This is a genomic window from Burkholderia sp. 22PA0106 (assembly GCF_047497155.1).
Taxonomy (GTDB): domain Bacteria; phylum Pseudomonadota; class Gammaproteobacteria; order Burkholderiales; family Burkholderiaceae; genus Burkholderia.
Window position 1 is genome coordinate 1,881,786 of sequence record NZ_CP163163.1, and the last position, 21,943, is coordinate 1,903,728.

22 protein-coding genes and 1 pseudogene are annotated in these 21,943 nt (G+C 65.3%); 11 read left to right on the plus strand and 12 right to left on the minus strand.

Annotated elements, in window-relative coordinates; genetic code table 11:
• Positions 1 to 265 precede the first annotated feature (265 nt).
• From AB4850_RS23020 to AB4850_RS23055, 8 genes and pseudogenes are all read left to right on the plus strand, one after another.
• Complete coding sequence (locus AB4850_RS23020; protein WP_414445286.1) at positions 266 to 3,046, plus strand: type VI secretion system Vgr family protein; 2,781 nt, start codon at positions 266 to 268, stop codon at positions 3,044 to 3,046.
• Positions 3,047 to 3,075: 29 nt separating this feature from the next.
• Positions 3,076 to 4,791: a glycoside hydrolase family protein gene (locus AB4850_RS23025; RefSeq protein WP_414445287.1), complete on the plus strand. Its 1,716-nt coding sequence runs from the start codon at positions 3,076 to 3,078 to the stop codon at positions 4,789 to 4,791.
• Positions 4,792 to 4,807: 16 nt separating this feature from the next.
• Complete coding sequence (locus tag AB4850_RS23030; protein WP_414445288.1) at positions 4,808 to 5,608, plus strand: lysozyme inhibitor LprI family protein; 801 nt, start codon at positions 4,808 to 4,810, stop codon at positions 5,606 to 5,608.
• 78 nt (positions 5,609 to 5,686) lie between these two features.
• Positions 5,687 to 5,968 carry a PAAR domain-containing protein gene (locus tag AB4850_RS23035; protein ID WP_414445589.1) on the plus strand — a complete coding sequence of 94 codons (282 nt, stop codon included), beginning with the start codon at positions 5,687 to 5,689 and terminating at the stop codon, positions 5,966 to 5,968.
• 141 nt (positions 5,969 to 6,109) lie between these two features.
• Positions 6,110 to 6,526 (plus strand): lysozyme, encoded by a 417-nt coding sequence (locus AB4850_RS23040; RefSeq protein WP_414445289.1) that lies wholly within the window; start codon positions 6,110 to 6,112, stop codon positions 6,524 to 6,526.
• A 13-nt stretch (positions 6,527 to 6,539) separates the two neighbouring features.
• A complete protein-coding gene (locus AB4850_RS23045) occupies positions 6,540 to 7,343 on the plus strand; it encodes a lysozyme inhibitor LprI family protein (protein ID WP_414445290.1) in 804 nt (267 codons plus the stop codon).
• Between the two features lie 78 nt (positions 7,344 to 7,421).
• Positions 7,422 to 7,703, plus strand: a complete 282-nt coding sequence (locus tag AB4850_RS23050) for a PAAR domain-containing protein (protein WP_414445291.1) — start codon at positions 7,422 to 7,424, stop codon at positions 7,701 to 7,703.
• An 8-nt stretch (positions 7,704 to 7,711) separates the two neighbouring features.
• A pseudogene (locus AB4850_RS23055) lies at positions 7,712 to 7,837 on the plus strand (IS3 family transposase); the annotation flags it as partial.
• Positions 7,838 to 7,852: 15 nt separating this feature from the next.
• On the opposite strand, the gene AB4850_RS23060 reads toward AB4850_RS23055, so the two are convergent.
• The 3 genes from AB4850_RS23060 to AB4850_RS23070 form a co-directional block, all read right to left on the minus strand.
• Positions 7,853 to 8,824, minus strand: a complete 972-nt coding sequence (locus tag AB4850_RS23060; RefSeq protein ID WP_414445292.1) for a GNAT family N-acetyltransferase — start codon at positions 8,822 to 8,824, stop codon at positions 7,853 to 7,855.
• Positions 8,825 to 8,843: 19 nt separating this feature from the next.
• Entirely contained in the window at positions 8,844 to 9,527 is a 684-nt protein-coding gene (locus AB4850_RS23065; RefSeq protein WP_414445293.1) for a DUF4336 domain-containing protein, read from the minus strand.
• 185 nt (positions 9,528 to 9,712) lie between these two features.
• Positions 9,713 to 10,639 (minus strand): LysR family transcriptional regulator, encoded by a 927-nt coding sequence (locus AB4850_RS23070; protein WP_414445294.1) that lies wholly within the window; start codon positions 10,637 to 10,639, stop codon positions 9,713 to 9,715.
• 94 nt (positions 10,640 to 10,733) lie between these two features.
• Between AB4850_RS23070 and AB4850_RS23075 the strand changes: the two genes are divergently transcribed.
• On the plus strand, positions 10,734 to 11,750 hold the full coding sequence (locus tag AB4850_RS23075) for a zinc-dependent alcohol dehydrogenase family protein (protein ID WP_414445295.1): 1,017 nt from the start codon (positions 10,734 to 10,736) through the stop codon (positions 11,748 to 11,750).
• Between the two features lie 22 nt (positions 11,751 to 11,772).
• Here AB4850_RS23075 and AB4850_RS23080 read toward each other — a convergent pair whose 3' ends face one another.
• From AB4850_RS23080 to AB4850_RS23115, 8 genes are all read right to left on the minus strand, one after another.
• Positions 11,773 to 12,222, minus strand: coding sequence for an SRPBCC family protein (locus AB4850_RS23080; protein WP_414445296.1), 450 nt, complete (start codon positions 12,220 to 12,222; stop codon positions 11,773 to 11,775).
• A gap of 8 nt (positions 12,223 to 12,230) precedes the next feature.
• Positions 12,231 to 13,178: an ADP-ribosylglycohydrolase family protein gene (locus tag AB4850_RS23085; RefSeq protein ID WP_414445297.1), complete on the minus strand. Its 948-nt coding sequence runs from the start codon at positions 13,176 to 13,178 to the stop codon at positions 12,231 to 12,233.
• Positions 13,175 to 13,492 (minus strand): Txe/YoeB family addiction module toxin, encoded by a 318-nt coding sequence (locus AB4850_RS23090; protein ID WP_414445298.1) that lies wholly within the window; start codon positions 13,490 to 13,492, stop codon positions 13,175 to 13,177. The genes AB4850_RS23085 and AB4850_RS23090 overlap by 4 nt, the downstream gene beginning before the upstream one ends.
• On the minus strand, positions 13,434 to 13,739 hold the full coding sequence (locus tag AB4850_RS23095; protein ID WP_414445299.1) for a type II toxin-antitoxin system Phd/YefM family antitoxin: 306 nt from the start codon (positions 13,737 to 13,739) through the stop codon (positions 13,434 to 13,436). Before AB4850_RS23095 ends, AB4850_RS23090 begins: the two co-directional genes overlap by 59 nt.
• A 341-nt stretch (positions 13,740 to 14,080) precedes the next feature.
• On the minus strand, positions 14,081 to 15,715 hold the full coding sequence (gene glgA, locus AB4850_RS23100; RefSeq protein WP_414445300.1) for a glycogen synthase GlgA: 1,635 nt from the start codon (positions 15,713 to 15,715) through the stop codon (positions 14,081 to 14,083).
• Between the two features lie 391 nt (positions 15,716 to 16,106).
• Positions 16,107 to 16,748 carry a DUF1109 domain-containing protein gene (locus AB4850_RS23105; RefSeq protein ID WP_414445301.1) on the minus strand — a complete coding sequence of 214 codons (642 nt, stop codon included), beginning with the start codon at positions 16,746 to 16,748 and terminating at the stop codon, positions 16,107 to 16,109.
• Complete coding sequence (locus tag AB4850_RS23110; protein WP_414445302.1) at positions 16,738 to 17,403, minus strand: sigma-70 family RNA polymerase sigma factor; 666 nt, start codon at positions 17,401 to 17,403, stop codon at positions 16,738 to 16,740. Before AB4850_RS23110 ends, AB4850_RS23105 begins: the two co-directional genes overlap by 11 nt.
• Before the next feature lie 28 nt (positions 17,404 to 17,431).
• Positions 17,432 to 17,971 carry a DoxX family protein gene (locus AB4850_RS23115; RefSeq protein WP_414445303.1) on the minus strand — a complete coding sequence of 180 codons (540 nt, stop codon included), beginning with the start codon at positions 17,969 to 17,971 and terminating at the stop codon, positions 17,432 to 17,434.
• A gap of 297 nt (positions 17,972 to 18,268) precedes the next feature.
• Here AB4850_RS23115 and AB4850_RS23120 point away from each other — a divergent pair, with 297 nt between their 5' ends.
• Positions 18,269 to 19,327, plus strand: a complete 1,059-nt coding sequence (locus AB4850_RS23120) for a LacI family DNA-binding transcriptional regulator (RefSeq protein ID WP_414445590.1) — start codon at positions 18,269 to 18,271, stop codon at positions 19,325 to 19,327.
• 50 nt (positions 19,328 to 19,377) lie between these two features.
• Here AB4850_RS23120 and AB4850_RS23125 read toward each other — a convergent pair whose 3' ends face one another.
• Positions 19,378 to 20,343: a 2-hydroxyacid dehydrogenase gene (locus AB4850_RS23125; protein WP_414445304.1), complete on the minus strand. Its 966-nt coding sequence runs from the start codon at positions 20,341 to 20,343 to the stop codon at positions 19,378 to 19,380.
• 170 nt (positions 20,344 to 20,513) lie between these two features.
• On the opposite strand from AB4850_RS23125, the gene AB4850_RS23130 reads away from it, so the two are divergent.
• A complete protein-coding gene (locus AB4850_RS23130) occupies positions 20,514 to 21,917 on the plus strand; it encodes an MFS transporter (RefSeq protein ID WP_414445305.1) in 1,404 nt (467 codons plus the stop codon).
• The last annotated feature ends 26 nt before the right edge of the window (positions 21,918 to 21,943 follow it).

Here is a 21,943-nt window from a genome sequence, read left to right on the forward strand (position 1 = left end):
AAACACCCGGTCAAGTTGACCGAACACTCCGTTTCATCCGAATCAACCAGGTATTTTTTTCATATCAAACAGAAACTTTTAATCACGGTCGCATCACGCAAAAATCAACAGAGACAATTCGCGCTCCCAAGCCCGATAACTCGAACGAATTCGACGTCAATCGACATACACAAAACCATTTTCCGGCGGTAGAATCTCGGCGCATTTAATTCAAAAAATCTTTCGATTTGAAAGAAAAGTGTAGAAAGCAACAATAAATCGACACATGAACGCTACAGATTTGGTTTGGGCTATTCGCGGGGGCGTGGTCCAGCATGATCGCCTGCTCAAGGCCGATATTCCGAGTTTGCCGAAAAATACCCTGATGCCGCGGCGGGCACTGATTCAATCCGAACTGGGCCGCGATTTCAGCATCGAGATCGATATTGTGTCCTCGGCGCGCGACGTCGAGCTCAAGGCGCTGATCGCGCAGTCGATGACGCTCTGGATTCAGCAGCCGGATCGCAGCTACCTGCCGCTCAACGCCTATATTCATACAGCCCGGCGGCTCGGCGCGGACGGCAGCCTGACGACCTATCAGGTTTCGCTGGCATCGTGGATGCACTTCCTGAAATTTCGCTCGGATGTGCGTCATTGGCAGGACCGTTCCGCCGACGCCATCATCACTGACGTATTCAACGAGCATCCGCAGGCGCGCGGCAACTTTCAGTTTGCGCTGTCGAACCCGCTACCGGCCCGTTCTTATTGCCGTCAAAGTGAAACCGATTGGAACTTCGTGCATCGGCTCATGGAAGATGAAGGCTTGTTCGGCTTCTGGCGTCATGCGTCCGATGGGCGATCGCATTGTTTCGTCGTTACCGACGATATTCACAATCTCGATCCGGTGGCATCGGATGTCATATCGTTTCATCGCACCGGCGTCGATGCGGAATCGGACGCGCTGGTGCAATGGGCCGGCTCGCGTTCACTGCAGAGCGTGACGCATACCACGCGCACCTTCGATTACAAGTCGCCGGCAACCGCACAAAATCCCAAAGGCACCAGCATGCCGACGCGCGCCAATCAGGGCGAGCTGCCGCAGCAAATGGAAGTCTACGAATACACGGGCGCCTATACCTATCCGCGTCAGACGCGCGGCGAGCATTTGTCGAAGCTCCGGCTCGAGGAATGGGAATCGCGCGCAAAGCGGTTCCAGGGTGCCGGTGGCACGCGCAGTCTCGACGCTGGCCGGCTGTTCACGCTCAACGGGCATCCCGAACACGCGCGCGATCCGCTGAGCCAGCGCCGGTTCGCGGCGATCAAGGTGTCGCGCTACATCGAGAACAATCTTCCGGTGTCGAACCACGAGGGGTCCTACCCGCACAGCCTGCACTCGGCCATCGAGCAGGTGAAGGCCGGGCTCGACGCGGACGGGCTGAACGCCGCCGCCCGCATGCACGGCGACGGCTCGACCGGCTTCTACTGGGCGGAAGTCGAGGCGCAACGCATCGCCGTGCCGTATCGCAGCCCCTTCGCCCACCAGAAGCCGGCGATGCAGTTGGAAACAGCGATCGTGGTCGGCCCGTCCGGCGAGGAGGTCTATACCGACGACCTGAACCGCGTGAAAGTGCAATTCATCTGGGATCGCATCAACGAGAGCGACGAGCGATCGTCGTGCTGGATGCGCGTGGCTCAATCCGATACCGGCAACGGCTATGGCGGCGTGCATATCCCGCGCGTCGGCGAGGAAGTGATCGTCGGTTACCTCGGCGGCGATTGTGACCGCCCGATCATCCTGCATCGCGTCTACAACGGTGCGGCCAAACCGCAATGGCACTCGAACGGGATCCTGTCCGGCTACCGGTCGAAGGAATACGCCGGCGCCGGCCACAACGAACTCGTGCTCGACGACGCCACCGCTCAGACCCGCGTGAAGCTGTTCAGCAGCAGCGCCAACACGCTGCTGCATCTCGGCTACCTGATCGACCAGGACGGCAACAGCCGCGGCGCCTATCTCGGCAGCGGCTTCGACCTGAAATCGGATGCGCACGGCGCGATCCGCGCCGCGCGGGGCATCTTCATGTCGAGTTACGCCGCCTCGGCCAAGCAGCCGATGGATGTGCGCCAGGCCTCGAGCCAGCTCGTCAACGCGGAATCGGTCGTCCAATCGCTGTCGGAAGCCAGCGTCGCGCATCGGGCCGAAGGCCTGCAGCCCGGCTACGACGCGCTGCGTTCGTTCACCGACGCGACGCAATCGAGCGTGGCCGGAAGCACCAGCGGCGGGCGAACCGCCGGTGGCGGCGGCGGCAACGCGAACGGCTTCAAGACGCCGATCATGATGCTCGGCAGCCCGGCCGGCATCGCGCTGTCGACCCAGCAATCCACGCACGTGGCGGCCGACGAGCAACTCAATCTCGTCAGCGGCGAAAGCCTGCATCTGGCGGCGGGCAAATCGCTGGTGGCCAGCGTCGCCGAGAAGATCAGTCTGTTCGCCAAACGTGCGGGCGCGAAACTGTTCGCGGCGAGCGGCAAGGTGGAAATTCAGGCGCAGTCAGACAACCTCGAGCTCATCGCCGATCAGGTGCTGAAGTTGATCAGCGCGAAGCAGCGGATCGAGATCACGGCGGCGCAGGAAATCGTGCTGAATGCGCGCGGCAGCTACATCCGCATCAGCGGCGCGGGGATCGAGCACGGCACGCAAGCGCAATGGACGGCCTACGCGGCCAGTCACGCGATGCCGGGGCCGAAGTCGCTGCCGGTCGATTTGCCGGGCTTCGACATGCCGAAGGCGTTCAGCAACCGGCTCGACGTCTACGACATCTACTGGATGCGCGAATTCGGCGAAGTCGAATACACGGCGCGGCGCGAGAGCGGTGAAATCCTGGCACAAGGCCTGCTCGACGAGCATGGCCGCACGCCTCGGCTGTCGACCCACGAGAGCGAGAAGCTCGAGGTGCTGGTCGGCACGCAGGGCGCGTGGCTCGTCGAATCGGAGGCAACGCCCATCGCCGACTACGACGAAACCCTGCCCGACGATCCCGATCATTACGTCAACCAAAGCGCCTGACCGCCGCCTCACCCGCCCACGAACACGTTATGAACACCAAGCCACAGGCTTCCGACCCGTTATCGGCCGTCACGGTTTATTTCAAGGACCATTTCGGCCAGCCGATTGCCGATCTGAAGGTCGACATCAAGGGCATCGAGCAACGCGCCCAGCAGTTATACCATTCGGCCGCGACCAATGCGCAAGGCGCAATCCAGTTCTCGGTGCAAACCGGCACGGCGCTGTCCGTGCACGTCAAGCGCTGGACCAACGACAGCATGAAGGAAGTCGCACGGCTCGACGCCGCGATGAAGGAGATGCGGTTTCACCTGACCAGCCCGAAGACCAAGCACGAGCTGCCGACCAAGGTCGACGACGCGGCGAAAGGCGATTACTGGCGCGGCAGCTACACGGTCAAGTCGCACGACACGCTCACGTCCATCGCGAAGAAGTTTCATACGAGCATCGACTTGCTCAAGCACACGAACAACCTGAAGTCGGATCTGATCGTCGTCGGGCAGAAGCTGAAGGTGCCGCCCGTCGAAACGCGCAAGACGGACACGCCCGCACCGCGCAAGCCCGCGCCGAGCGGCACGCCGCCGAAGACCGACAACGACAACAACGACAAGGGCGCGCCGACCACCGCGCCGCGCCAAGGCCCGGCGCCGATCATCTTCCCGATCCAGTCGCGGCCGCTGAACGATCAGGGCGGCATCTACGGCACCACGGCCAGCGACTACACCTGGACCAAGCCGCTGCATGGCGGCGGACACGATCAGGCCCGGTTCGGCGCGAACCGCTCGGGCGGGCGCAAGCATGCGGCCCGGGATCTGTATGTTCAGAGGGATACGCCGATCGTCGCGATTGCACCTGGCGTCGTCATCAAAAGCGAGTTTTTCTATTGTCAAACGCACCAGATCAGCATTCACCACACGACAACCGACGGACGCCAGTTCATCGCGTTGTATGGCGAGGTGGCGCCAAAATCGATCACGGTGAAGGTCGGCGATACAGTGGCGCAAGGTCAGGTGTTGGCGCGCAGCGGCGTATTGCTGAAAGCCGGCAACGTGCCGCTGCATGTGGTCGGCGACCAGAATGTCTCGATGCTGCACTTCGAGACCTATTCGGGCGCCGAAGGCTTCGATCCACACTCGAAGCTCAACGGCTCGGTGCTGCACAACAGCTTCCAGCGCCGTGGCGATCTGATGGACTCGCTCTCGATCCTGCAGGAAGGCTATCGCGCAACGTTCAGCGATGCACCGCCGCTCAAGCCGGCCGGAAACCGCACGCCAATCGCGCAGTTAGCGATTTCCGAACGCGGCAAGGACTTCATCAAGGGCTGGGAAGGCGTGCATTTCGATGCCGACAAGAGCCACACCTACTACTACGACGACAGCAAGGGCTATTGCACCGTGGGCTGGGGGCACCTCATCAGGAAGGCCAATTGTTCCGACTGCGGCTACGTCTCGATGTCGAGCAAGATCACCACGGAGCAGGCGAAGGCGCAATTCGATATCGATGTCGCCATCTTCGACAAGGCTGTCAAGGACAACATTACCGCGCCGCTCTATCAACACGAATATGATGCGCTGGTATCGCTGGCGTTCAACATGGGCAGCCTGACGAAAGCACCGAGTTTGTGCAGCAAGATCAACAGCGGCGATTACGCCGGCGCGCCGGTGGAATTCCTCGACATCGAGAATCACACGCGCCGGGAACGCGAGCACGACATGTTCTGTCTCGGCATCTACAATTCGAACCACTGACAATTACGGATCGATGATGAAATTTCTTCGCGCCTTACTGGCTCTCACGCTGTCTACCGGCATGGCTGCAGTTCAGGCCGCACCGCAAAATGTATACCGGATGACCGGTGTAGCGAGTTATACGAAGGGTATCGATACGCCCAAGCTGTCGTTCCCTGTCAACCCGGCGACAGCCTCGTCGCTGACATTCGACGGCAGCAGCTTCGCCTATCACGAGACGGGAGACAGCTGCTCGGTGACAGTCGACAAGGCGCTACCCTATCAGTTCGACATGATGATGGTGCACGCCTTCGGCACGCCAGAAAAATTCGATGCCTTCCTGACCGGAAAATTTCATATGAGCAGCGCGGTCCTGACCCGCACCTACCTGCTCGGCCAGGAGAAAGTGCCGATGTGCGCAGGCCTGCGCGCGGCAATGGTCTATCAGTCGCCCGAGCAATTCCTGGTGGTGACCGGGTCGCGCATTTACGTGTTTCAGCATCAGACTCAAGCGCCGGCCGACGCTGCGCAAAGCTTCGATTGCAGCAAGGCGCGAAGCCATGTCGAACATCTGATCTGCGGCGATCCCGCCTTGGTAAAACTGGATGCCACGGTGAATCGCGGCTACGTCGAGATGCAGTTGACCAACTCCCAGGAAATCTCGTCCCAGGATCCGGTCCGCATCGACCAGATCAACTGGATCCGTACGATCCGCAATGCCTGCAACGATACGGCCTGCCTGATGAACGCCTATCGCGCTCGAGTACAAACCATTAAAGGCCGGATCGCCAGCGCCTATCCAGACTATCCGAACGAATCGACTCAGGACAGCGACTGACCGGACCGCGATCGCGGCCCCGTGGCCGCAATCGTCCCGACGGACGACTTGAACATCTCAAATCGAACGGATGACGGTATGGCATTGCAAATCATCGTCGTCGGCGACGACACATCGCATGGCGGAAAAGTCATCAGCGGTTCAGAGACGCACACGCACGGCGGCAAGCCGATCGCCCGCCTGAATGATCTCGTCGACTGCCCGGAGAAATATCCCGACGGCAAGCCGCATGGCGTCAACAAGATCGTCGAGGCCCATCCGACCTTCACGATCGGCGGGCAGCGCGTCGCGCTGCATGGACATCGCACGGAATGCGGCTGCACGCTGATCGGCAGCATCCCGGCGACGGTCGGGGACTGAGCGGGCGCGCCCCTCACCCGCCCGCGCCGCGATAACCGGCTGCCTGCTCGAACAACCAGCCGCGAAACGTCTCCAGCGGCCGCCCGTGGCTGCGGAGTCAACCCGTCAGGCGGCAAGGACTTCACCAAGAGCTGGGAAGGCATGCACTTCGACGCCGACAAAAGCCATACCTACTATTACGACGACAGCAAGGGCTATTGCACGGTGGGCTGGGGACACCTCATCAAGAAAGCCAGCTGCACCGCCTGCGGCTACGTCGCGATGTCAAGCAAGATCACCACGGAGCAGGCGAAGGCGCAATTCGATACCAATGTCGGCGCCTTCGACCAGGCAGTCAAGAAACTGATCACCGCGCCGCTCTATCAACACGAACATGATGCGTTGGTGTCGCTGGCATTCAACATGGGCGGCCTGACCAAGGCGCCCAGCCTGTGCCGGAAGATCAACAGCGGCGATTACGCCGGCGCGCCGGTGGAATTCCTCGATATCGAGAATCACACACGCCGGGAACGCGAGCACGATATGTTCTGTCTCGGCATCTACAATTCGAACCACTGAAAATCACCGATCGATGATGAATCTCATTCGTACTGTATTGGCGCTCGTGTTGTCGGCCGCCGTCATCGCGGCCCAGGCCGCGCCGCAAACCGTGTACCGGATGACCGGCGTGGCAAATTTCACGAAGGGTGCCGGCGACAAGGAATTGCCGTTTCCCGTCAATCCAGTGACGGCCTCCACACTGACGTTCGACGGCAACACCTTCACGTATCACGAGTCGGGCCATAGCTGCGCGATGACGGTCAACAAGACGCTGCCCTATCAATTCGACATGATCATGGTGCATGCCTTCGGCACGCCGGAGAAATTCAACGCATTCCTGAATGACAAGTTTCATGTGAGCAGCACCAGCCTCGCCCATACCTATTATCTCGGTCAGGAAAACGCCCCGCTGTGTTCAGGCTTGCGCTGGACATTTATCTACCAGTCGCCCGAGCAACTCCTGGTCGTGATGAGCGCGCGCATCTACCTGTTCGAACGCCAGACGCAGGCGCCGTCCGACGCCGAGCTCGGCTTCGACTGCGGCAAGGCGCGCAGCAAGGTCGAGCACCTGATCTGCAACGATCCGGCGCTGGTCAAGCTCGATGCCACGGTGAACCGTGGCTACGTCGCCATGCGGATGTTGAAATCCCCGGAGATTTCCTATCAAGATCCGGTCCGACTGAATCAAATCGAGTGGATTCGCAAGGTCCGCAATGCGTGCGACGACCAAGCTTGCTTGCTTAAAGCCTATAACGGCCGGGTGCAATACATCAAAGGTCAGCTCGGCGACAACGATCCCGATTACCCAAACGAATCCACCCAGGACGGCGACTGAGCCGAACTCGGTCGCGACCTTTCGGCCGCGACCGACAGGCTTTCGTCCGCACGCCCTTCAATTCGAACGGATGACGGTATGGCATTGCAAATCATCGTCGTCGGCGACGACACATCGCATGGCGGAAAAGTCATCAGCGGTTCAGAGACGCACACGCACGGCGGCAAGCCGATCGCCCGCCTGAACGATCTCGTCGACTGCCCGGAGAAATATCCCGACGGCAAGCCGCATGGCGTCAACAAGATCGTCGAGGCCCATCCGACCTTCACGATCGGCGGGCAGCGCGTCGCGCTGCATGGACATCGCACGGAATGCGGCTGCACGCTGATCGGCAGCGTCCCGGCGACGGTCGGGGACTGAGCGGGCCTTCGGCGTATATCGATCAGCGCACACGCCGCGTTGCACGCGAGTCGGGACAGGAATCACTGAACACACCCGTGCATTCGCCGCTGAGTAACGGCATGGCCGAATCGTGCGTGAAGACCATGAAGCACATTCCGTCTGCGTCGTCACAAACAATCAACATCAAAAACCCCCGCCCTATCAAGCATCTCGACGAGCCCTTCCGGATAGATCGTATCGGCGGTGCTGCACAGCTCCTCCCGACTCCACCATTTGTAACTCGCCATCACCTCCCTCTCCGATGCAGTCCAGCCATCACGTGAAATGGATTCCGTTTCAGCATCAACAACGAAATACTTCTCGACGGCAAGCACGCGCTCTCCGTCCGGTAACAGCAAGGGCACTTCACGCAATCCGACAGGCTGTGAAATCTCCGCCTTGCAAATACCAGTCTCTTCACGAAGCTCACGTAACGCCGCGTCCTCGAATGTCTCACCCTTCTCGACACCACCGCCCGGGGTTGCCCAATAGTCACGTCCAGAGAGCACGCCTGTTTCATGCACGAAACGGAACAACAACACGCGGCGCTTTGATGTCGTGATCAGCAGTCTGGCCGAGGGCCGCTCGCGCACGGGAATCACCGATTTCTCGTACTGCGAATCGATATAGTCGCCGTGCTCGGGCATCGACTTGAGCCCTACCCGGATGAAACCAAGCGACTCGTAGTACGCACATAGCCTGGTGTTTCTCGCGTCGCAGCCCAGTCGAATCAGTTGCCGGCCCAACGCACTGGCCTGACTGAAACACCAATCGATCACATACTCGCCAAGTCCGAGGCCGTTGAAGCCTTTTCTCACGGAAAGCCCATGCACGTATCCCGCGACGGGCTCTTGTGTGCCCCAATACGCTTCGTCGTCCCAATCCAGAGAGAACGTCCCGACGAGCATGCCGTCCTGTTCGACGACATAAATGGCTCGTCGTGAAAGGCTGTTCAGTACCCAGCCTTCGGAAAAACCATCCCCCGCCTGACCCCATGCATGATCACCGTACGTCAGCTTTTTCGCATGTGCGTCGTTCCGAATCCGTGTGATCGCCGGCACGTCATCCGTGGATGCCCGGCGAATGCTTCGTAAAGTCATCGCGTTCCGCTCCTTTGCCTCACCCCCTCAAAAACCACCCCAACGCCCGCTCCATCCCACGCCGCGCATCCGCCTCCACCACCGCGTTATGCGCAACGATCACCCGCGTAAACGGCCAAGCCAGAATCCGCTCCGCGCTGACCCGCGCGGCGGCACGATCCTTCACCGCCATCCTTACCGTGCGCGGCACGGCCAACTGCTTCCTCACCCCGGTCAACGACGCATACAAGCACGACGCCAGCGGCAATTCCCCCCGCCACCACTGGCACAGGTCCGTCAGGATCAACGTGCCGGACGCGCGATGCAGCCAAACCGTTTCGTTACCCAAAGGAATGCCGTCGAACGGAATCTGGTCGAGATCGTCGAGCCATTCCGGCTCGACCTCGCGGCCCAGTTCGCGCAGATTGCGCAGATCGGGGCGCTTCTTGCCGAGGCCGCGCACGCCGTACAGCGCGGCGTCCGGAAACGCGGCCGCACAGTCGCCGGCGAACAGATGATGCATTTTGTTAGGCGCCACGATATAGCGCACCGTGCCGAGCGCCGCGAGTTGCGCGCGCACGTCGGGCGACAGCGGCACGGGGGAATGCAGCCACAGCGAGCCGTCCTTGAAACGAACGACCGTCATGCGCGACGTCACGCGCAGGCCGCTTGCCGTAAAGCTGTGGGTGAGATGCCAGAGATCGGGCGCGATGGCTTCGAGCATGGTGGGCAGGGTCTCTCGTTGTCTTGTGTGTCGCGTCGCAGGCAGCGCGCGAGGTGTCGGTCGATGCCGGGGCGGGCTTTTGGCCCTGACCAGCGCCAGCGCCAGCGCCAGCGCCAGCGCCAGCGCCAGCGCCAGCGAGCATCGCATTCACCATCAGCACAAGTCAATGCCGATCGATCACGCGCTCAACGCCGCTTGCGCACGGCGCCCGCCCACGGCGCGGTGGCGAACTCCTCGGCCATCCAGTCGATGAACGCGCGCACCTTGGCCGGCGTGTATTGCGCGGACGCGCGCACGACGTGCATGACCTCGTCGCCGGCCACGTCCCAACCGGGCAACACGGTCACGAGGCGGCCGTCGCGCAGCGCGTCGGCCACGATCCAGTCGGCGCTGAACGTCACGCCGGTGCCCTGCAGCGCGGCATGGAGCGCGGCGTCGATGTCGTCGGTGGCGAGCCGCGAACGCGTGCGCACGGCCTGCTGCTCGCCGCGTCGCGACAGATGCCAGACCGGATGCGAGGCCATCGGCGTGAAGCCAATGCACGCATGCTGCACAAGGTCGCGCGGGTGCCGAATCGGCGCATGCGCAGCCAGGTAAGCGGGCGACGCGCACAACAGCCGGCGCATGCCGAGCACGCGCCGCGCGACGAGCCGGTTATCGTCCAGCCGCCCGATCCGCACGCCCGCATCGAAGCGCTCGGCAATCAGGTCAACGAAACGATCGGTGAAGCTGGCCTCCACGTCGAGCGACGGGTAACGCGCGAGAAACGCGGGCAGGCGCGGCGCGATCCAGCGCCGCCCGAAACCGGCGGGCAGGCTCACGCGCAGCAGGCCGGTGGGCGTGGCGGCCAGCGAGCGCGCCTCCTCCTCGCCGCTGCGGATCAATTGCATCGCCTCCTGCACGCGCTCGCGCAGGCGCAAGCCCGCCTCGGTGGGCGACAGGCGACGCGTGGAGCGCTCGACGAGACGCGTGCCGAGCCGCGTCTCCAGCGCCTTCAGCCGCCGCGAGATCACGGAGCTGTCGCGCCCGAGCTGGCGCCCGGCCGCAGTAAAGCTGCCGGTTTCGAGCACCGCCAGCAACGCGCCGATTTCATCCGATTCCGTGCCGTTCATTGCTGCACTCCATGCAAGGGTGTCGTGTTTTCGCGATCGATTATAGGGTTTCGCCACCCCTAACATGGAGGCTCGATTTCATCAGGAGCCAACCATGCGTGCATATCGATTGACCACCGGCGACCCTTTTCAACTGACGCTGGACGAAGCCACCGTGCCGCGCCCGGCGGCCGACGAAGTGCTGATCCGGCTTCACGCCGCCGGCCTCAACTACCTCGACCTGATGGTGGCCTGGGGCCGCTTCGGCAACACCGCGCCGCCGTTCGTGCCCGGCACCGACGGCGCAGGCGAGATCGTGGAAGTGGGCGAACGCGTGCGCGGCTGGACGCCGGGCGAGCGCGTGATGGCAGGCGCGTTCGTCGACTGGCAGGCCGGGCTGCCGAGCACGGCCAACGTCGCGCGAACTCGCGGCGTCACGATGCCCGGTTCGCTGGCGGACTACGCCGTGGTGCCGGCGGGCGCACTGGTTCGGATTCCCGACGGCATGCCGTACACGCAGGCCGTCACCTTGCCGATCGCGGCCACCACGGCCTGGAACGCGATCGTCAAGAGCCGCACCGGCCCGGCCTCGACGGTGGCGCTGCTCGGCACGGGCGGCGTAAGCCTGTTCGCGCTGCAATACGCGAAGGCGGCCGGTGCGCGCGTAATCATTGCTTCGTCATCCGATGAAAAACTGGCGCGGGCGCGCGAACTGGGCGCGGACGTGCCGATCAACTACCGCACCCGCCCCGCCTGGGACGAGGCCGTGCTCGACGCCACCGGCGGCGAAGGCGCCGATCTCGTGGTGGAGACGGTGGGCGGCGGCACGTTCGCGCGCTCGATCAACGCGGCGAAGATCGGCGGCACGATCTACGTGGTGGGCTTTATCGGTGGCATGGAAGTGACGATGCCGGTGCTGCCCGTCATGATCAAGACGCTGAACATCCTCGGCAGCCAGACGGGCTCGACGCACGACCTCGAAGGCGCGGTGCGCGCGCTGCATCAGAACCGCATCGAGCCGGTGATCGATCGGGTGTTCCCGTTCGAGGCGGCGCAGGAGGCGTATCGCTATCTGGCCTCGGGGGCGCACTTCGGCAAGGTGATCGTCGACTTCGGGCGGGATGCGGCTTGAAGCAGTGCCCCGAAACTTCGCCTCAGGTGCGCAGAAACGCGGCGAGCGCCTCGAAGCGCCGCCGCGTTTCATCCTCGAACAGGCGAACCACGATCGGCTTGCCGTGCCGGTCGAGCCAGTTGGGGCGCAGGCTGAAGCGCACCGTGTAGATCAGGTCCGATTGGCCGCCGCCGAGGTCGCGATGGCGAATCGAGGCGGTCCAGGTGCGGAAAATGCCGGCCGGCGCAACCAGCGTGGCGGCGGCCAGCAGCGGCGGCTGGTAGGACACGAAACGCGTGCGCAGGCAGAACAGGCTTTTCCAACCGCGCCCGACGTTGACCGAAATCGCGCCGACATGCGGATAGCGATGGCCGCCCTCCACGCCGGCCGTCTTGAGCAAGGTGTCCCAGCGCAGCCGCGTGTCGTGGTTGTGGAACGCTTCGAACACCTCGGCCGAGGTGGCGGGCATGCGGAACGTCAGGCGGCTGATCATGGCGGCAGTCAGTGGCCGGCGGCGGCCAGCAGCGCCTCGACCAGCGGCTTGCCGTGCAGGCCGTCGAGCCAGCGTGCCGGCAAGCCCGCCTCGCCATGCACGAGGCCGGCCAGGCCGCCGGCGATGGCGGCGGTCGTGTCGGTGTCGTTGCCGAGCTGCACCGCGCGCTTGATGCACGCCTCGAAGCCGTGCGTCGACAACAGGCAATGGATGGCCGACCAGAAACTGTCGACCACGTAACCCGAGCCTTGCGGCGCGTCGAAGCGGCCGTCGAGCACGATCTTCAGTTCGGCTTCCTCGACAGTGCCGGCACAACGCGCCAGCAGCACGTCTTCCGCCGCGCGCACGGCATCGGCCGCGCTCAGGCCGTCGAGAATCGCCATCGCCGTCACCGCGTAGAGCGCGCAGCACAGTTGCGAACGCACATGCCCGTGCGTGACCACGCTCTGCTTGCGTGCCAGCGCGATCGCTTCGTCATGGGAAGCCGCCACCAGCACCACCGGCAGGCAGCGCATCAGCGAGCCGTTGCCGTTGTCGCGCTCGCCATCGGGGCCGGCCTGCGCGGGCGCCGCGCCGACGCTCAGTTGCTGGAGCGCGCGCTGCGTCTGCAGACCGACGTCGAATACCTTGCCGTCGGGCGTGAACGCGCCGCGATGGAACCAGTCGCGCAGGTTGCCGGCGAACGTATCGAGATCGAGCGCGCGGTCGCGCCGCAACGCGTCGAGCAGCGCGAGCGCCTGCGCGCCGTCGTCGCTCCAGGTGCCGGGCGGCACGCCGTGGTGCGCGCGCTCGAAACCGGGCGGCGGCGTCATGTCGATGTCGTCGGGGTTCAGGTGGGAAAGCGAGGCGGCGCTGTGGAATTCGTAAGGAACGCCAAGCGCATCGCCGAGCAGCAGGCCGTAGAGGCCGCCGCGCAGGCGGGATGACAGAGTGGGAAAACGAGAAATTACGCTCATGGCCTGGCGTAGTGGAAACGGCACTGCATGACGTAAGTCACGCCCTCTTGCACGATGTAGACAAGTCGATCGGCTCGAGTAATGCGGCGTGACCAGAATCCGGTGAGGTTACCTTTCAGCGGCTCGGGCTTGCCGGTTCCTCGAAACGGATCACGTGAAATTTCTTCGAGAAGACGATTGATTTCGCGGACAACCGTCATGTCGGCTTGCTGCCAATACAGATAGTCGTCCCATCCGTGATCCGACCATGCAACCTTAACTGCGCTTTCGGCTTCGGCTTTGTTCCGGGCCTTCTTTTTCTGCTGCTGGTTCATCGATCAAGCCTCGCACGGAGGTCTTGCCCGCCTTGAATTGAGCGATGGATTCGCTCAAACGCTTCGCATTGGCCGGCGACCCGAGCAGATGCAGGGTTTCCTGCATGCTGTTGAAGTCCTCCAGCGACAGGATTACGACGTGTTCGCCACGCTGCCGGGTGATCACGGTTGGTTCGTGATCGCGGCAGACGTCATCCATTGCCTGCTTCAGGCTGGCTCGCGCCTCGCTGAAAGTCAGAATGTTCATTCATGAGCTCCAAAAGATCCCGCCCGATCCCGGCAAAAAGTGGCAAATATTGGTCATCGAAGCAATGCGTCGACATGCGATACCCGGCAGTCGATACGGTTCATCAAGCTTCGGTGTTTTAGGAAGCGATTGCAGAGTTGGCGGCCTGTTGTCATAGCCGGAGACCCGTCGCAGCGAAACACAGGGCAGTGTGGACAGCATCCGCTGCGAAGCAAACATGGTACGAAGTTTCGTACAATACGTCAAGCCCTCAGGATTCGCAACGCAAGCCATGAAAAAAAGCCGCCCGGCTTTCGCACGGGCGGCTTTTTCCAAATCAAACCAACTGGCGCAACCGTCCCTCAGGCACGCCCCAACGCCGCCTCCGCATGCTGTCTGCCCCGTGCCACGGCCGGCGCGCTGCGCGACGGCGCATCGTTCGCCACCACGCTCGCGCCGCCCTTCGTCTTCAGCTTCACCGGCTGCGCCGTGCGCGGCACGCTGACGCCGGCCAGTTCGCAGTACAGATCGATATACCGCGCAACCGGCCCCGCCCAACTCGAATCGCGCTGCATCGCATTGCGCTGCAAGACACGCCAGGTTTGCGGCTGCGCGAACCGGTCGAACGCGCGACCAAGCGCCTGCACGATGTCCTCGGCGCGTTCGCCGTCGAACAGGAAGCCGGTGGCATTGCCGACCTGGGCCTGCGGATCGGCACACGTGCTCGCGTCGCGCAGCGGCGCATCGACGATCGTATCGGCCAGCCCGCCCACGCGCGACGCCACCGGCACCGTGCCGTAGCGCATCGCATAGAGCTGCGTCAGCCCGCACGGCTCGAAGCGGCTCGCGTGCAGCAGGATGTCGGCGCCCGCATGCAGCCGGTGCGCGCGCGGTTCGTCGTAGCCCACGTGCACGCCGAGCCGGCCCGGCCACTGCGCCGCGAGCCGTCGCAATTCCCGTTCGATGCCGGCGTCGCCCTGCCCGAGCACCGCGAACTGCGCGCGCGGCCAGCGTTCGAGCGCGTCGCCGATCGCCTCGCACAGGCGGTCGGCCAGCTTCTGCGTGGTCAGGCGGCTGCCGATCGCCACCAGCGGCGCGAACGGATCGATCTGCAATCCGTAACTTTGTTGGAGCGCCTTCTTGCAGGCGTGCTTGCCGGCCAGATCGTCCACGCCGTAGCACTGCGCGAGCGTGTCGTCGTGCAGCGGGTCCCACAGCGCATCGTCGATGCCGTTGACGATGCCCGACAGCTTGTCGAGATGCGCGCCGAGCACGCCTTCCATGCGGTTGCCGAAGCGCGGCGTCAGGATCTCCTGCGCATAGCGCTCGCTGACGGCCGACAGGCGGTCCGCATAGACGATCGCGGCCTTCATGCAACTGAGCATGCCGTAGAACTCGATGCTGTGCGGCTCGTTCGGCGCTGCCGCCAGCAGCTCGGACGGAATGCCGGCGTACGGCGCGAGCCCCGGCGGATAGTTGCCCTGGAACGCGAGGTTGTGGATCGTAAACACGCTGCGCGCCCGCGCGCCGGCCAGCTTCATCAGCAGCGGCGTGAGGCCGGTGTGCCAGTCGTGCGCATGCACCACGTTCGGGCGCTTGACGCCGCGCACGCCCGACGCGATCCGTGCCGCGGCGGCCGACAGCGAGGCGAAACGCACGAAGTTGTCGACGTAGTCGCGGCCGCCCTCGTCCTGGTAAAGGCCGCTGCCGCGATGGCCATACAGGTGGTTCATTTCGAGCAGCAGCACGGGCACGCCGGTATCGGGCATGGTGGCGCGCCAGAGGCGCGCGTCGCCGCCGGGCAGATCGCGGATCAGGCCGATCGGCGTGGGCGCGACGGCCTGCTCGAAGGCGCTTTCATAACCGGGCAGCAGGATCGAGACATCGACGCCGCGCCGACGCAGCGCGCCGGCCGACGCGCTGACCATATCGCCGAGGCCGCCGCTCTTGGCAAGCGGCGCCGCTTCGGCGGCAACCATCAGGACGTTAAGCGACAAGGTAGTTCCCCAAGGTGCGTGCAAGTAAGTAATGCGCGAAGCGAACGTCGACGGAAGCGGCGGTGCGGCGCGAAGGCGATGAAATGCAACGCCTAGGCTTTAGCAAACTCCAAGCCAGCTTCGCGGCGGACGCTTAAAAAAGATGCCGAAACACGGCGCAAGCGCGCCGCGCAAGGGCCCGCGTGTTGCAGCGCAAAACAAGGGGCGGAAGACGCCCGAAGCACCGCGAAACGAGGCCCGTGTAGTTTTGACAGCGCTCGATCGGGCGCTTGTAGTTTTCGCCAAAGCACGCTGCCCGAGCACGGCCGGCCACGCAAGAAAGGCCCGCCGGATCGCCCGGCAGGCCTTTTCAACGCTTCTGCAATGTTTGGGAGAACGGACGGCCTTGCCGCTACCAGCGCAGCACGCGCCGCCCGAGCGCGCCGCCGATCAGCGCCGGCACCAGCATGCCGACCGGATACCAGACGGCCCAGAACGGCACGGCCATTTCGGGGCAGCGCAGCGAATAGACCAGCGCGCCGATCGCGCCGGCCAGCAGCCCGGCCACGCGGCCGGCCGCCACCGGCCGGGTGGCGGCCAGCCCGCGCATGGCGCACAGCAGCACCACCAGGGCTGGCGCCGACAGGCCGACGATATAGAGCGAACAGGTGCGCCAGGTGCGGCCGAGCACGAGATCGACGCGCGCCTCGGCCGGCGTGACGGCCAGCACCAGCCCCGCCGCCACCGCCACCACCGCCACCGGCAGCGCCAGCGCGAACCACGCGCGCCCGACCGGCATGCCGGGCCGCGACAGCCGCGCGCCCACCCACACGGCGGCGAGCGTCATCGAGGTGGGCAGCATCACCTTGGCCCAGAACATCGGCCGCGCGAACGCCGCGGCGATCCGCAACGTGTCGCCCCAGATCGCCGGCAACAGCAGCAGCGCGGCGGCCAGGCCGGCCGCCACGGCCAGCCCGAGCTTGCGGCCGACCTCGGCGCGGCCCGGCCGGCGCGGCGCGTCCACCAGGTTCATGATCAGCTCGTCAGTCTTCATTACGGTCTCCTGCGCATTTGCCTCGAATTTTCGCCGCGAGCGCCTTCAGCCCGCGATGCACGCCGACCTTCACCGCCGATTCCGACAAGCCCGTGGCCGAGGCCGTCTCCGCCACCGACATGCCCCACAGCCGCATGTGCTCGATCGGCACGCGCTGGCCGTCGGGCAGCGTCGCCAGCAGTTGCGCCACGTCGCGGCGCGCGTCGGCGGCCTCGCTGCCCGATTCGACGAACAGGTCGCCGTCGTCGTCGAGCGGTTCGTGCAGCGCGTCCCAGCGGAACCGCGCGCGATGATAGTCGGCCACCTTGTAGCGCACGATCGCGCTGATCCAGGCCGTCAGCGGCACGTCGGGCCGGAACGTTTCGAGCCCGTTGTGAACCGCCATCAGCACCTCCTGCAGCAGATCCTCGACGTCCTCGTCGCGGCGGCGCAGCCTGGCCCGCAGGCGGGCACGCAGCACCCGGGTCAGCTCTTGCAGGAAATGGCGGTAGGCGGCCTTGTCGCCGTCGATCGAGCGCACCAGCAGCGCGGTCAGTCGGCGTTCGGCCTCGGAAGGCCCGGCGGCTCCGGCGCGGGGGCTGGCGCCGGCACGCCGGTCAGCCGGCGCTTCGCCCGGGCGCGGGTCGCGGGCCATCGTCATGGCGGGCGTGGACACGATGCGTCGGCTTCCTGCGAACGCCGCGTCAGGCCGACACGCCGCGCGTCGCGCGCGGGGCCTCGCCGAGCCGGGCATACCAGGGCCGCAGCAGGCGGTCCACCGAGAACGGCCCGGAACCGCCGAACATCAGCACGACGATGCCCGCCACGTACAGCAGGTCGGCCTCGACGCCGGGCGGCCCGAACTTCGGCACGCCGTTCATCACGTCCATCAGCTTAATCGACGTGAAGCCGTATTGCAGGTGGACGGTGGCCGACGCGACCAGCAGCACCGCCAGCATCGGCCACGCCACCAGCGGCACGAACGCGCCGGCCAGCACGGCGAGGCCGCCGCCGAGTTCGATCGCGATCGTCGCCCAGGCCATCAGGTGCGGCGCGGGCACGCCGAGCGCGTGCAGGATCGCCGCGAAATGCTCGGGATTCTTGAGGATTTTCGCGTAGCCGTGCGCCAGGTAGCCGTAACCGACGATCGCGCGCACCGGCAACGGCGCCCAGGTCTGGCAGCGTGCGGCCAGCCAGGCCGGGTCGAACAGTCGGGAAAGCGAACGAAACGTCGTGATGGGCATGGCGGCATCCTGCGTCGAGAGGCGAAACGCGCCGTGATGCGGCGCGTGTCTTCAACAGATCGTTTCGGATGCCGATCCGGTTACACGACGCGGAAGATTTTTCGCGGATTGGCGGGCACGCGCGACCCGACTCGCGCTGCAAGGGCCGGAACGCCCCGGCGCCCTCGCCCGCTGCGGCTACAATTGGCGTTTGCCGCGCGCATCGCACCGCGCCGCGGCACCGATCCGACCGGCGCAGCCTCCGACACCATGAGCATCAAGCACGATTCCCAACCCGAACCGGGCGCCCCCGTCCGCATGGCCGACGTCGCGCGCCTCGCGGGCGTCTCGAAGATGTCCGTCTCGCGCGTGCTGACCGGGCAGCATGTGAGCGACGCCACGCGCGCCGCCGTGATGGACGCGGTGCGCCAGACCGGCTACGTGGCCGACGCGGTGGCCGGCGCGCTGTCCTCGGGCCGCGCCAATATCGTCGCCGTGATGGTGCCGTCATTGTCCAGTTCGAACTTCGCCGAAACGGTGCGCGGCCTCAACGAAGTGGCCGAAACACGCAACCTGCGGCTGCTGCTGGCCAACACCGAATACCAGGTCGAGCGCGAGGAGGCGCTGATCGCTTCGCTCCTGAGCCACCAGCCGCGCGGCATCGTGCTGACGGGCGGCCATCACACGCCGCGCGCACGCGCGATGCTCGAACAGGCGCGCATTCCGGTGATCGAGACGTGGGAGCTGCCGGCCGATCCGATCGACCGCGTGGTGGGGTTCTCGAACGAGGAAGCGGCCGCCGCGATGGGCGGCTACCTGTATCAGCGCGGCTATCGCCGCATCGGCTTCGTGGGCGGCACGACGCGCCTGGACTTGCGCGGCCTGGCGCGCCGCAACGGCTATCTGGCGGCGGTCGAGGCGGCGGGCCTGCACGCGCCGCGCGAGGCCACGCCGGCCGACGGCAACACCAGCATGGCCCACGGCGTGGCGATGGAAAACGCCGCCGCCGCGCTGAGCCGGCTGCTCGCCGAATGGCCCGACACCGATGCCGTGATGTGCACCAGCGACATCCACGCGTTCGGCGTGATCATGGCCTGCCAGCGGCTCGGCCTGAAGGTGCCCGGCGATATCGCCGTGGCCGGCTTCGGCGATTTCGAACTGGCGCGGCACTGCTACCCGTCGATCACCACGGTATCGGTGGACGCCTACGGAATCGGCCGCTCGACGGGCCTCTCGCTGCTGGCGGCGATCGACGCCAGCGAACGGCCCAACGCATCGCGCCGCGAAACGGCCTCGTCCAAGGCGCAGCGCACGCTGCACGACGCGCCGGCCCTGATCCGTATTCCTTACGAAGTAGTGGCGCGCGAAAGCGCCTGAGCGCAAGGCCCGATCGACCGGATCAGCGGGCCGCCACGCCCGCCTTCACGTCAGGCCGACGCTTTCGGCAAATGCGCCGTGAACTCCGTCACGAGCGGCTCGCCGGCTGAAAACGCATCGAGGTTGGCGCGCACCAGCCGCGCCATCGCCGCGCGCGTTTCCACCGTCGCGCTGGCGCGATGCGGCGACAGCACCACGTTCGGCAGCGCCAGCAGGCGGCGATCGATGGCCGGCTCGTTCCAGAACACGTCGAGCGCCGCGCCGCGCAGGCGCCCGTCGCTCAGGTAATCCACCAGCACCGGTTCGTCGAGAATGCTGCCGCGCGCGATATTGATCAGGAATCCGTTCGGTCCGAGCGCCTCGAACACCTCGGCACCGATCGCGCCGCGCGGGATCTGATCGGCCGCCGCGCACACCATCAGGAAATCGACGTTGGCCGCCAGCGCCGCCGCGCTGTCGTGGAAGGCGTACGGCAGGTCGTCGAAGCGCGCGCGATCGTGATACGCGATCTGCATGTCGAACGCCGCCGCGCGCCGCGCCACCGCGCGCCCGACCCGGCCCAGACCGATGATGCCGAGCCGCTTGCCGTACATCCGCGAGGTCAGCGCGAAATGCTCGCGGCCCCACTCGCCGGCCCGCACGCGCGCATCGTTGGCGGCGATCTCGCGCGCCAGCGCCAGCATCAGCGCGAGGCCCAGGTCGGCCACGTCCTCGGTCAGCACGTCGGGCGTATTCGTCACACGAATGCCCTTCGAGGCGGCGTGCTTCAGGTCGATCGCATCCACCCCCACGCCGTACGACACGATCGCCTCCAGCTTCGGCAGCGCGTCGATCAGCGCCGCGTCCGCGCCGGCCTCGCCGTTGGTGGCCAGCACCCGCACTTGCGGTGCGAGTTCAGCCAGCAGCGCGGCCCGGTCGGGCGCATCGGCCAGCACATGCAGCGTGTAGCGCTCGGCCAGCACGATCATGTCCGCCTCGGGATATCGGGTAACAACCAATACGGGTTCCTTGGACATACACGTCTCCTTTATGTTAGATTTTGCATCACTTGGTTATCGATAACCAAGTGTAGCCGAAGCCGCTCGAACGATGGAAGACGTTTCGATCAACGAAGCGATTTCGCCGCGGCCGGACGCGCGCCAGGATCGGCACGCGACAACAAGAAGCCGGACATGGAGACAGACAGATGACGACCCACCGTGACGCGTTCACGCCCGTGACGCAGTCTGATGCCGCGAGCGCGCGGCCCGATTCCCCCGACGCGGCCGCCGCCGCGCCGGTCAGCGCGCAGCAGCTACGCCGCGCGATCCTGACGAGCGCGGTGGGCAGCGCGCTCGAATACTACGATTTCGCCATCTTCGGCCTGGCCACCGCGCTGATCTTCAGCCGCGTGTTCTTCTCCTCGTTCGACGCCCACGCGGGCCTGCTCGCGAGCTTCGCCACCTACGGCGTGGGCTTCCTCGCGCGACCGCTCGGCGGCGTGTTCTTCGGCTCGCTCGGCGACCGCAAGGGCCGCAAGTTCGTTCTCCTGATGACGATCGCCATCATGGGCGTATCCACCACGCTGGTCGGCCTATTGCCGGCCGGCCCGCTCGGCGCGGTCGGGCTGATCGTGCTGCGGCTGATCCAGGGCTTCGGCGCGGGCGCGGAACAGGCCGGCGCCTCGACGCTGATGGCGGAAGTCGCGCCGGTGAAGCGGCGCGGCTATTTCGCGGCGCTGCCGTTCGTCGGCATCTTCGCGGGCTTCGGCATCGCCACCGCCACCTTCAGCCTGATGCAGCACTCGATGGATACCGCCACGATCCTGGCCTGGGGCTGGCGCCTGCCGTTCCTGGCCAGCGTGGTGCTGATCGCCGTGGCGATCTGGATCCGCCTCAAGCTGCGCGAAAGCCCGGCCTTCGCCGCGCTCGAAAGCGGCCATCAGGTGGCGCGCTCGCCGATCCGCCAGGTCGTGCAGCACGCGCGCCGGCCGGTGCTGGCGGCGGTGCTGATGCGCCTCGCCGAACAAGGCGGCTCGACCATCTACACCACCATCGTGATCGCGTTCCTGGGCGGCACGGTGGCCACCCGGCTGGGCCTGCCCAGCGCGCAGCTCGCGAAGATCGGCACCTCGTGCGCGATCATCGTGACGCTGGCCAGCGTGATCACCACGCCGCTGTTCGGGGCGCTGTCGGATCGTTTCGGACGCAAGACCATCTACCGCGCCGGCGCGATCTTCATGCTGGTGTGGGCGGTGCCGGCCTGGTGGATGATCAGCACGGGCGACCCGCTGTGGGTGGGCATCGCCATGTTCGGCGGCTTCGCGCTCGGCGCGAACAGCATGCTCGGCGCGCAATGCGCCCACTTCGCCGAACTGTTCGGCAACCGCTACCGCTACTCGGGCGTGGCGCTCTCGCGCGAGATCGGCGCGGTGCTATCGGGCGGCCTCGCGCCGATCCTCGGCATCTACCTGATCGGCCTGACCGGCGGCTCGTTCTGGGTGATGGGCATCTACACGGCGGTGCTGTCGGCGCTGACGCTGGTGGGCGTGTGGCTCTCCACCGAAACGCGCGGGCGCGACCTGACCGATCTGAACGATGCGGTGAACTGAACGTTTTTCTATCGGGCCGTGGCGCG

What these genes read in the sequence shown, in the direction of transcription:
- AB4850_RS23075 (WP_414445295.1), top strand. Translation starts at nt 10,734, where the DNA reads ATGCGTGCATATCGATTGACCACCGGCGACCCTTTTCAACTGACGCTG.
- AB4850_RS23105 (WP_414445301.1), bottom strand. Translation starts at nt 16,748, where the DNA reads ATGAAGACTGACGAGCTGATCATGAACCTGGTGGACGCGCCGCGCCGG.
- AB4850_RS23020 (WP_414445286.1), top strand. Translation starts at nt 266, where the DNA reads ATGAACGCTACAGATTTGGTTTGGGCTATTCGCGGGGGCGTGGTCCAG.
- AB4850_RS23090 (WP_414445298.1), bottom strand. Translation starts at nt 13,492, where the DNA reads ATGAACCAGCAGCAGAAAAAGAAGGCCCGGAACAAAGCCGAAGCCGAA.
- AB4850_RS23120 (WP_414445590.1), top strand. Translation starts at nt 18,269, where the DNA reads ATGGCCGACGTCGCGCGCCTCGCGGGCGTCTCGAAGATGTCCGTCTCG.
- AB4850_RS23085 (WP_414445297.1), bottom strand. Translation starts at nt 13,178, where the DNA reads ATGAGCGTAATTTCTCGTTTTCCCACTCTGTCATCCCGCCTGCGCGGC.
- AB4850_RS23045 (WP_414445290.1), top strand. Translation starts at nt 6,540, where the DNA reads ATGATGAATCTCATTCGTACTGTATTGGCGCTCGTGTTGTCGGCCGCC.
- AB4850_RS23030 (WP_414445288.1), top strand. Translation starts at nt 4,808, where the DNA reads ATGAAATTTCTTCGCGCCTTACTGGCTCTCACGCTGTCTACCGGCATG.
- AB4850_RS23130 (WP_414445305.1), top strand. Translation starts at nt 20,514, where the DNA reads ATGACGACCCACCGTGACGCGTTCACGCCCGTGACGCAGTCTGATGCC.
- AB4850_RS23070 (WP_414445294.1), bottom strand. Translation starts at nt 10,639, where the DNA reads ATGAACGGCACGGAATCGGATGAAATCGGCGCGTTGCTGGCGGTGCTC.
- AB4850_RS23050 (WP_414445291.1), top strand. Translation starts at nt 7,422, where the DNA reads ATGGCATTGCAAATCATCGTCGTCGGCGACGACACATCGCATGGCGGA.
- AB4850_RS23095 (WP_414445299.1), bottom strand. Translation starts at nt 13,739, where the DNA reads ATGAACATTCTGACTTTCAGCGAGGCGCGAGCCAGCCTGAAGCAGGCA.
- AB4850_RS23065 (WP_414445293.1), bottom strand. Translation starts at nt 9,527, where the DNA reads ATGCTCGAAGCCATCGCGCCCGATCTCTGGCATCTCACCCACAGCTTT.
- AB4850_RS23025 (WP_414445287.1), top strand. Translation starts at nt 3,076, where the DNA reads ATGAACACCAAGCCACAGGCTTCCGACCCGTTATCGGCCGTCACGGTT.
- AB4850_RS23060 (WP_414445292.1), bottom strand. Translation starts at nt 8,824, where the DNA reads ATGACTTTACGAAGCATTCGCCGGGCATCCACGGATGACGTGCCGGCG.
- AB4850_RS23125 (WP_414445304.1), bottom strand. Translation starts at nt 20,343, where the DNA reads ATGTCCAAGGAACCCGTATTGGTTGTTACCCGATATCCCGAGGCGGAC.
- AB4850_RS23040 (WP_414445289.1), top strand. Translation starts at nt 6,110, where the DNA reads ATGCACTTCGACGCCGACAAAAGCCATACCTACTATTACGACGACAGC.
- AB4850_RS23035 (WP_414445589.1), top strand. Translation starts at nt 5,687, where the DNA reads ATGGCATTGCAAATCATCGTCGTCGGCGACGACACATCGCATGGCGGA.
- AB4850_RS23080 (WP_414445296.1), bottom strand. Translation starts at nt 12,222, where the DNA reads ATGATCAGCCGCCTGACGTTCCGCATGCCCGCCACCTCGGCCGAGGTG.
- AB4850_RS23115 (WP_414445303.1), bottom strand. Translation starts at nt 17,971, where the DNA reads ATGCCCATCACGACGTTTCGTTCGCTTTCCCGACTGTTCGACCCGGCC.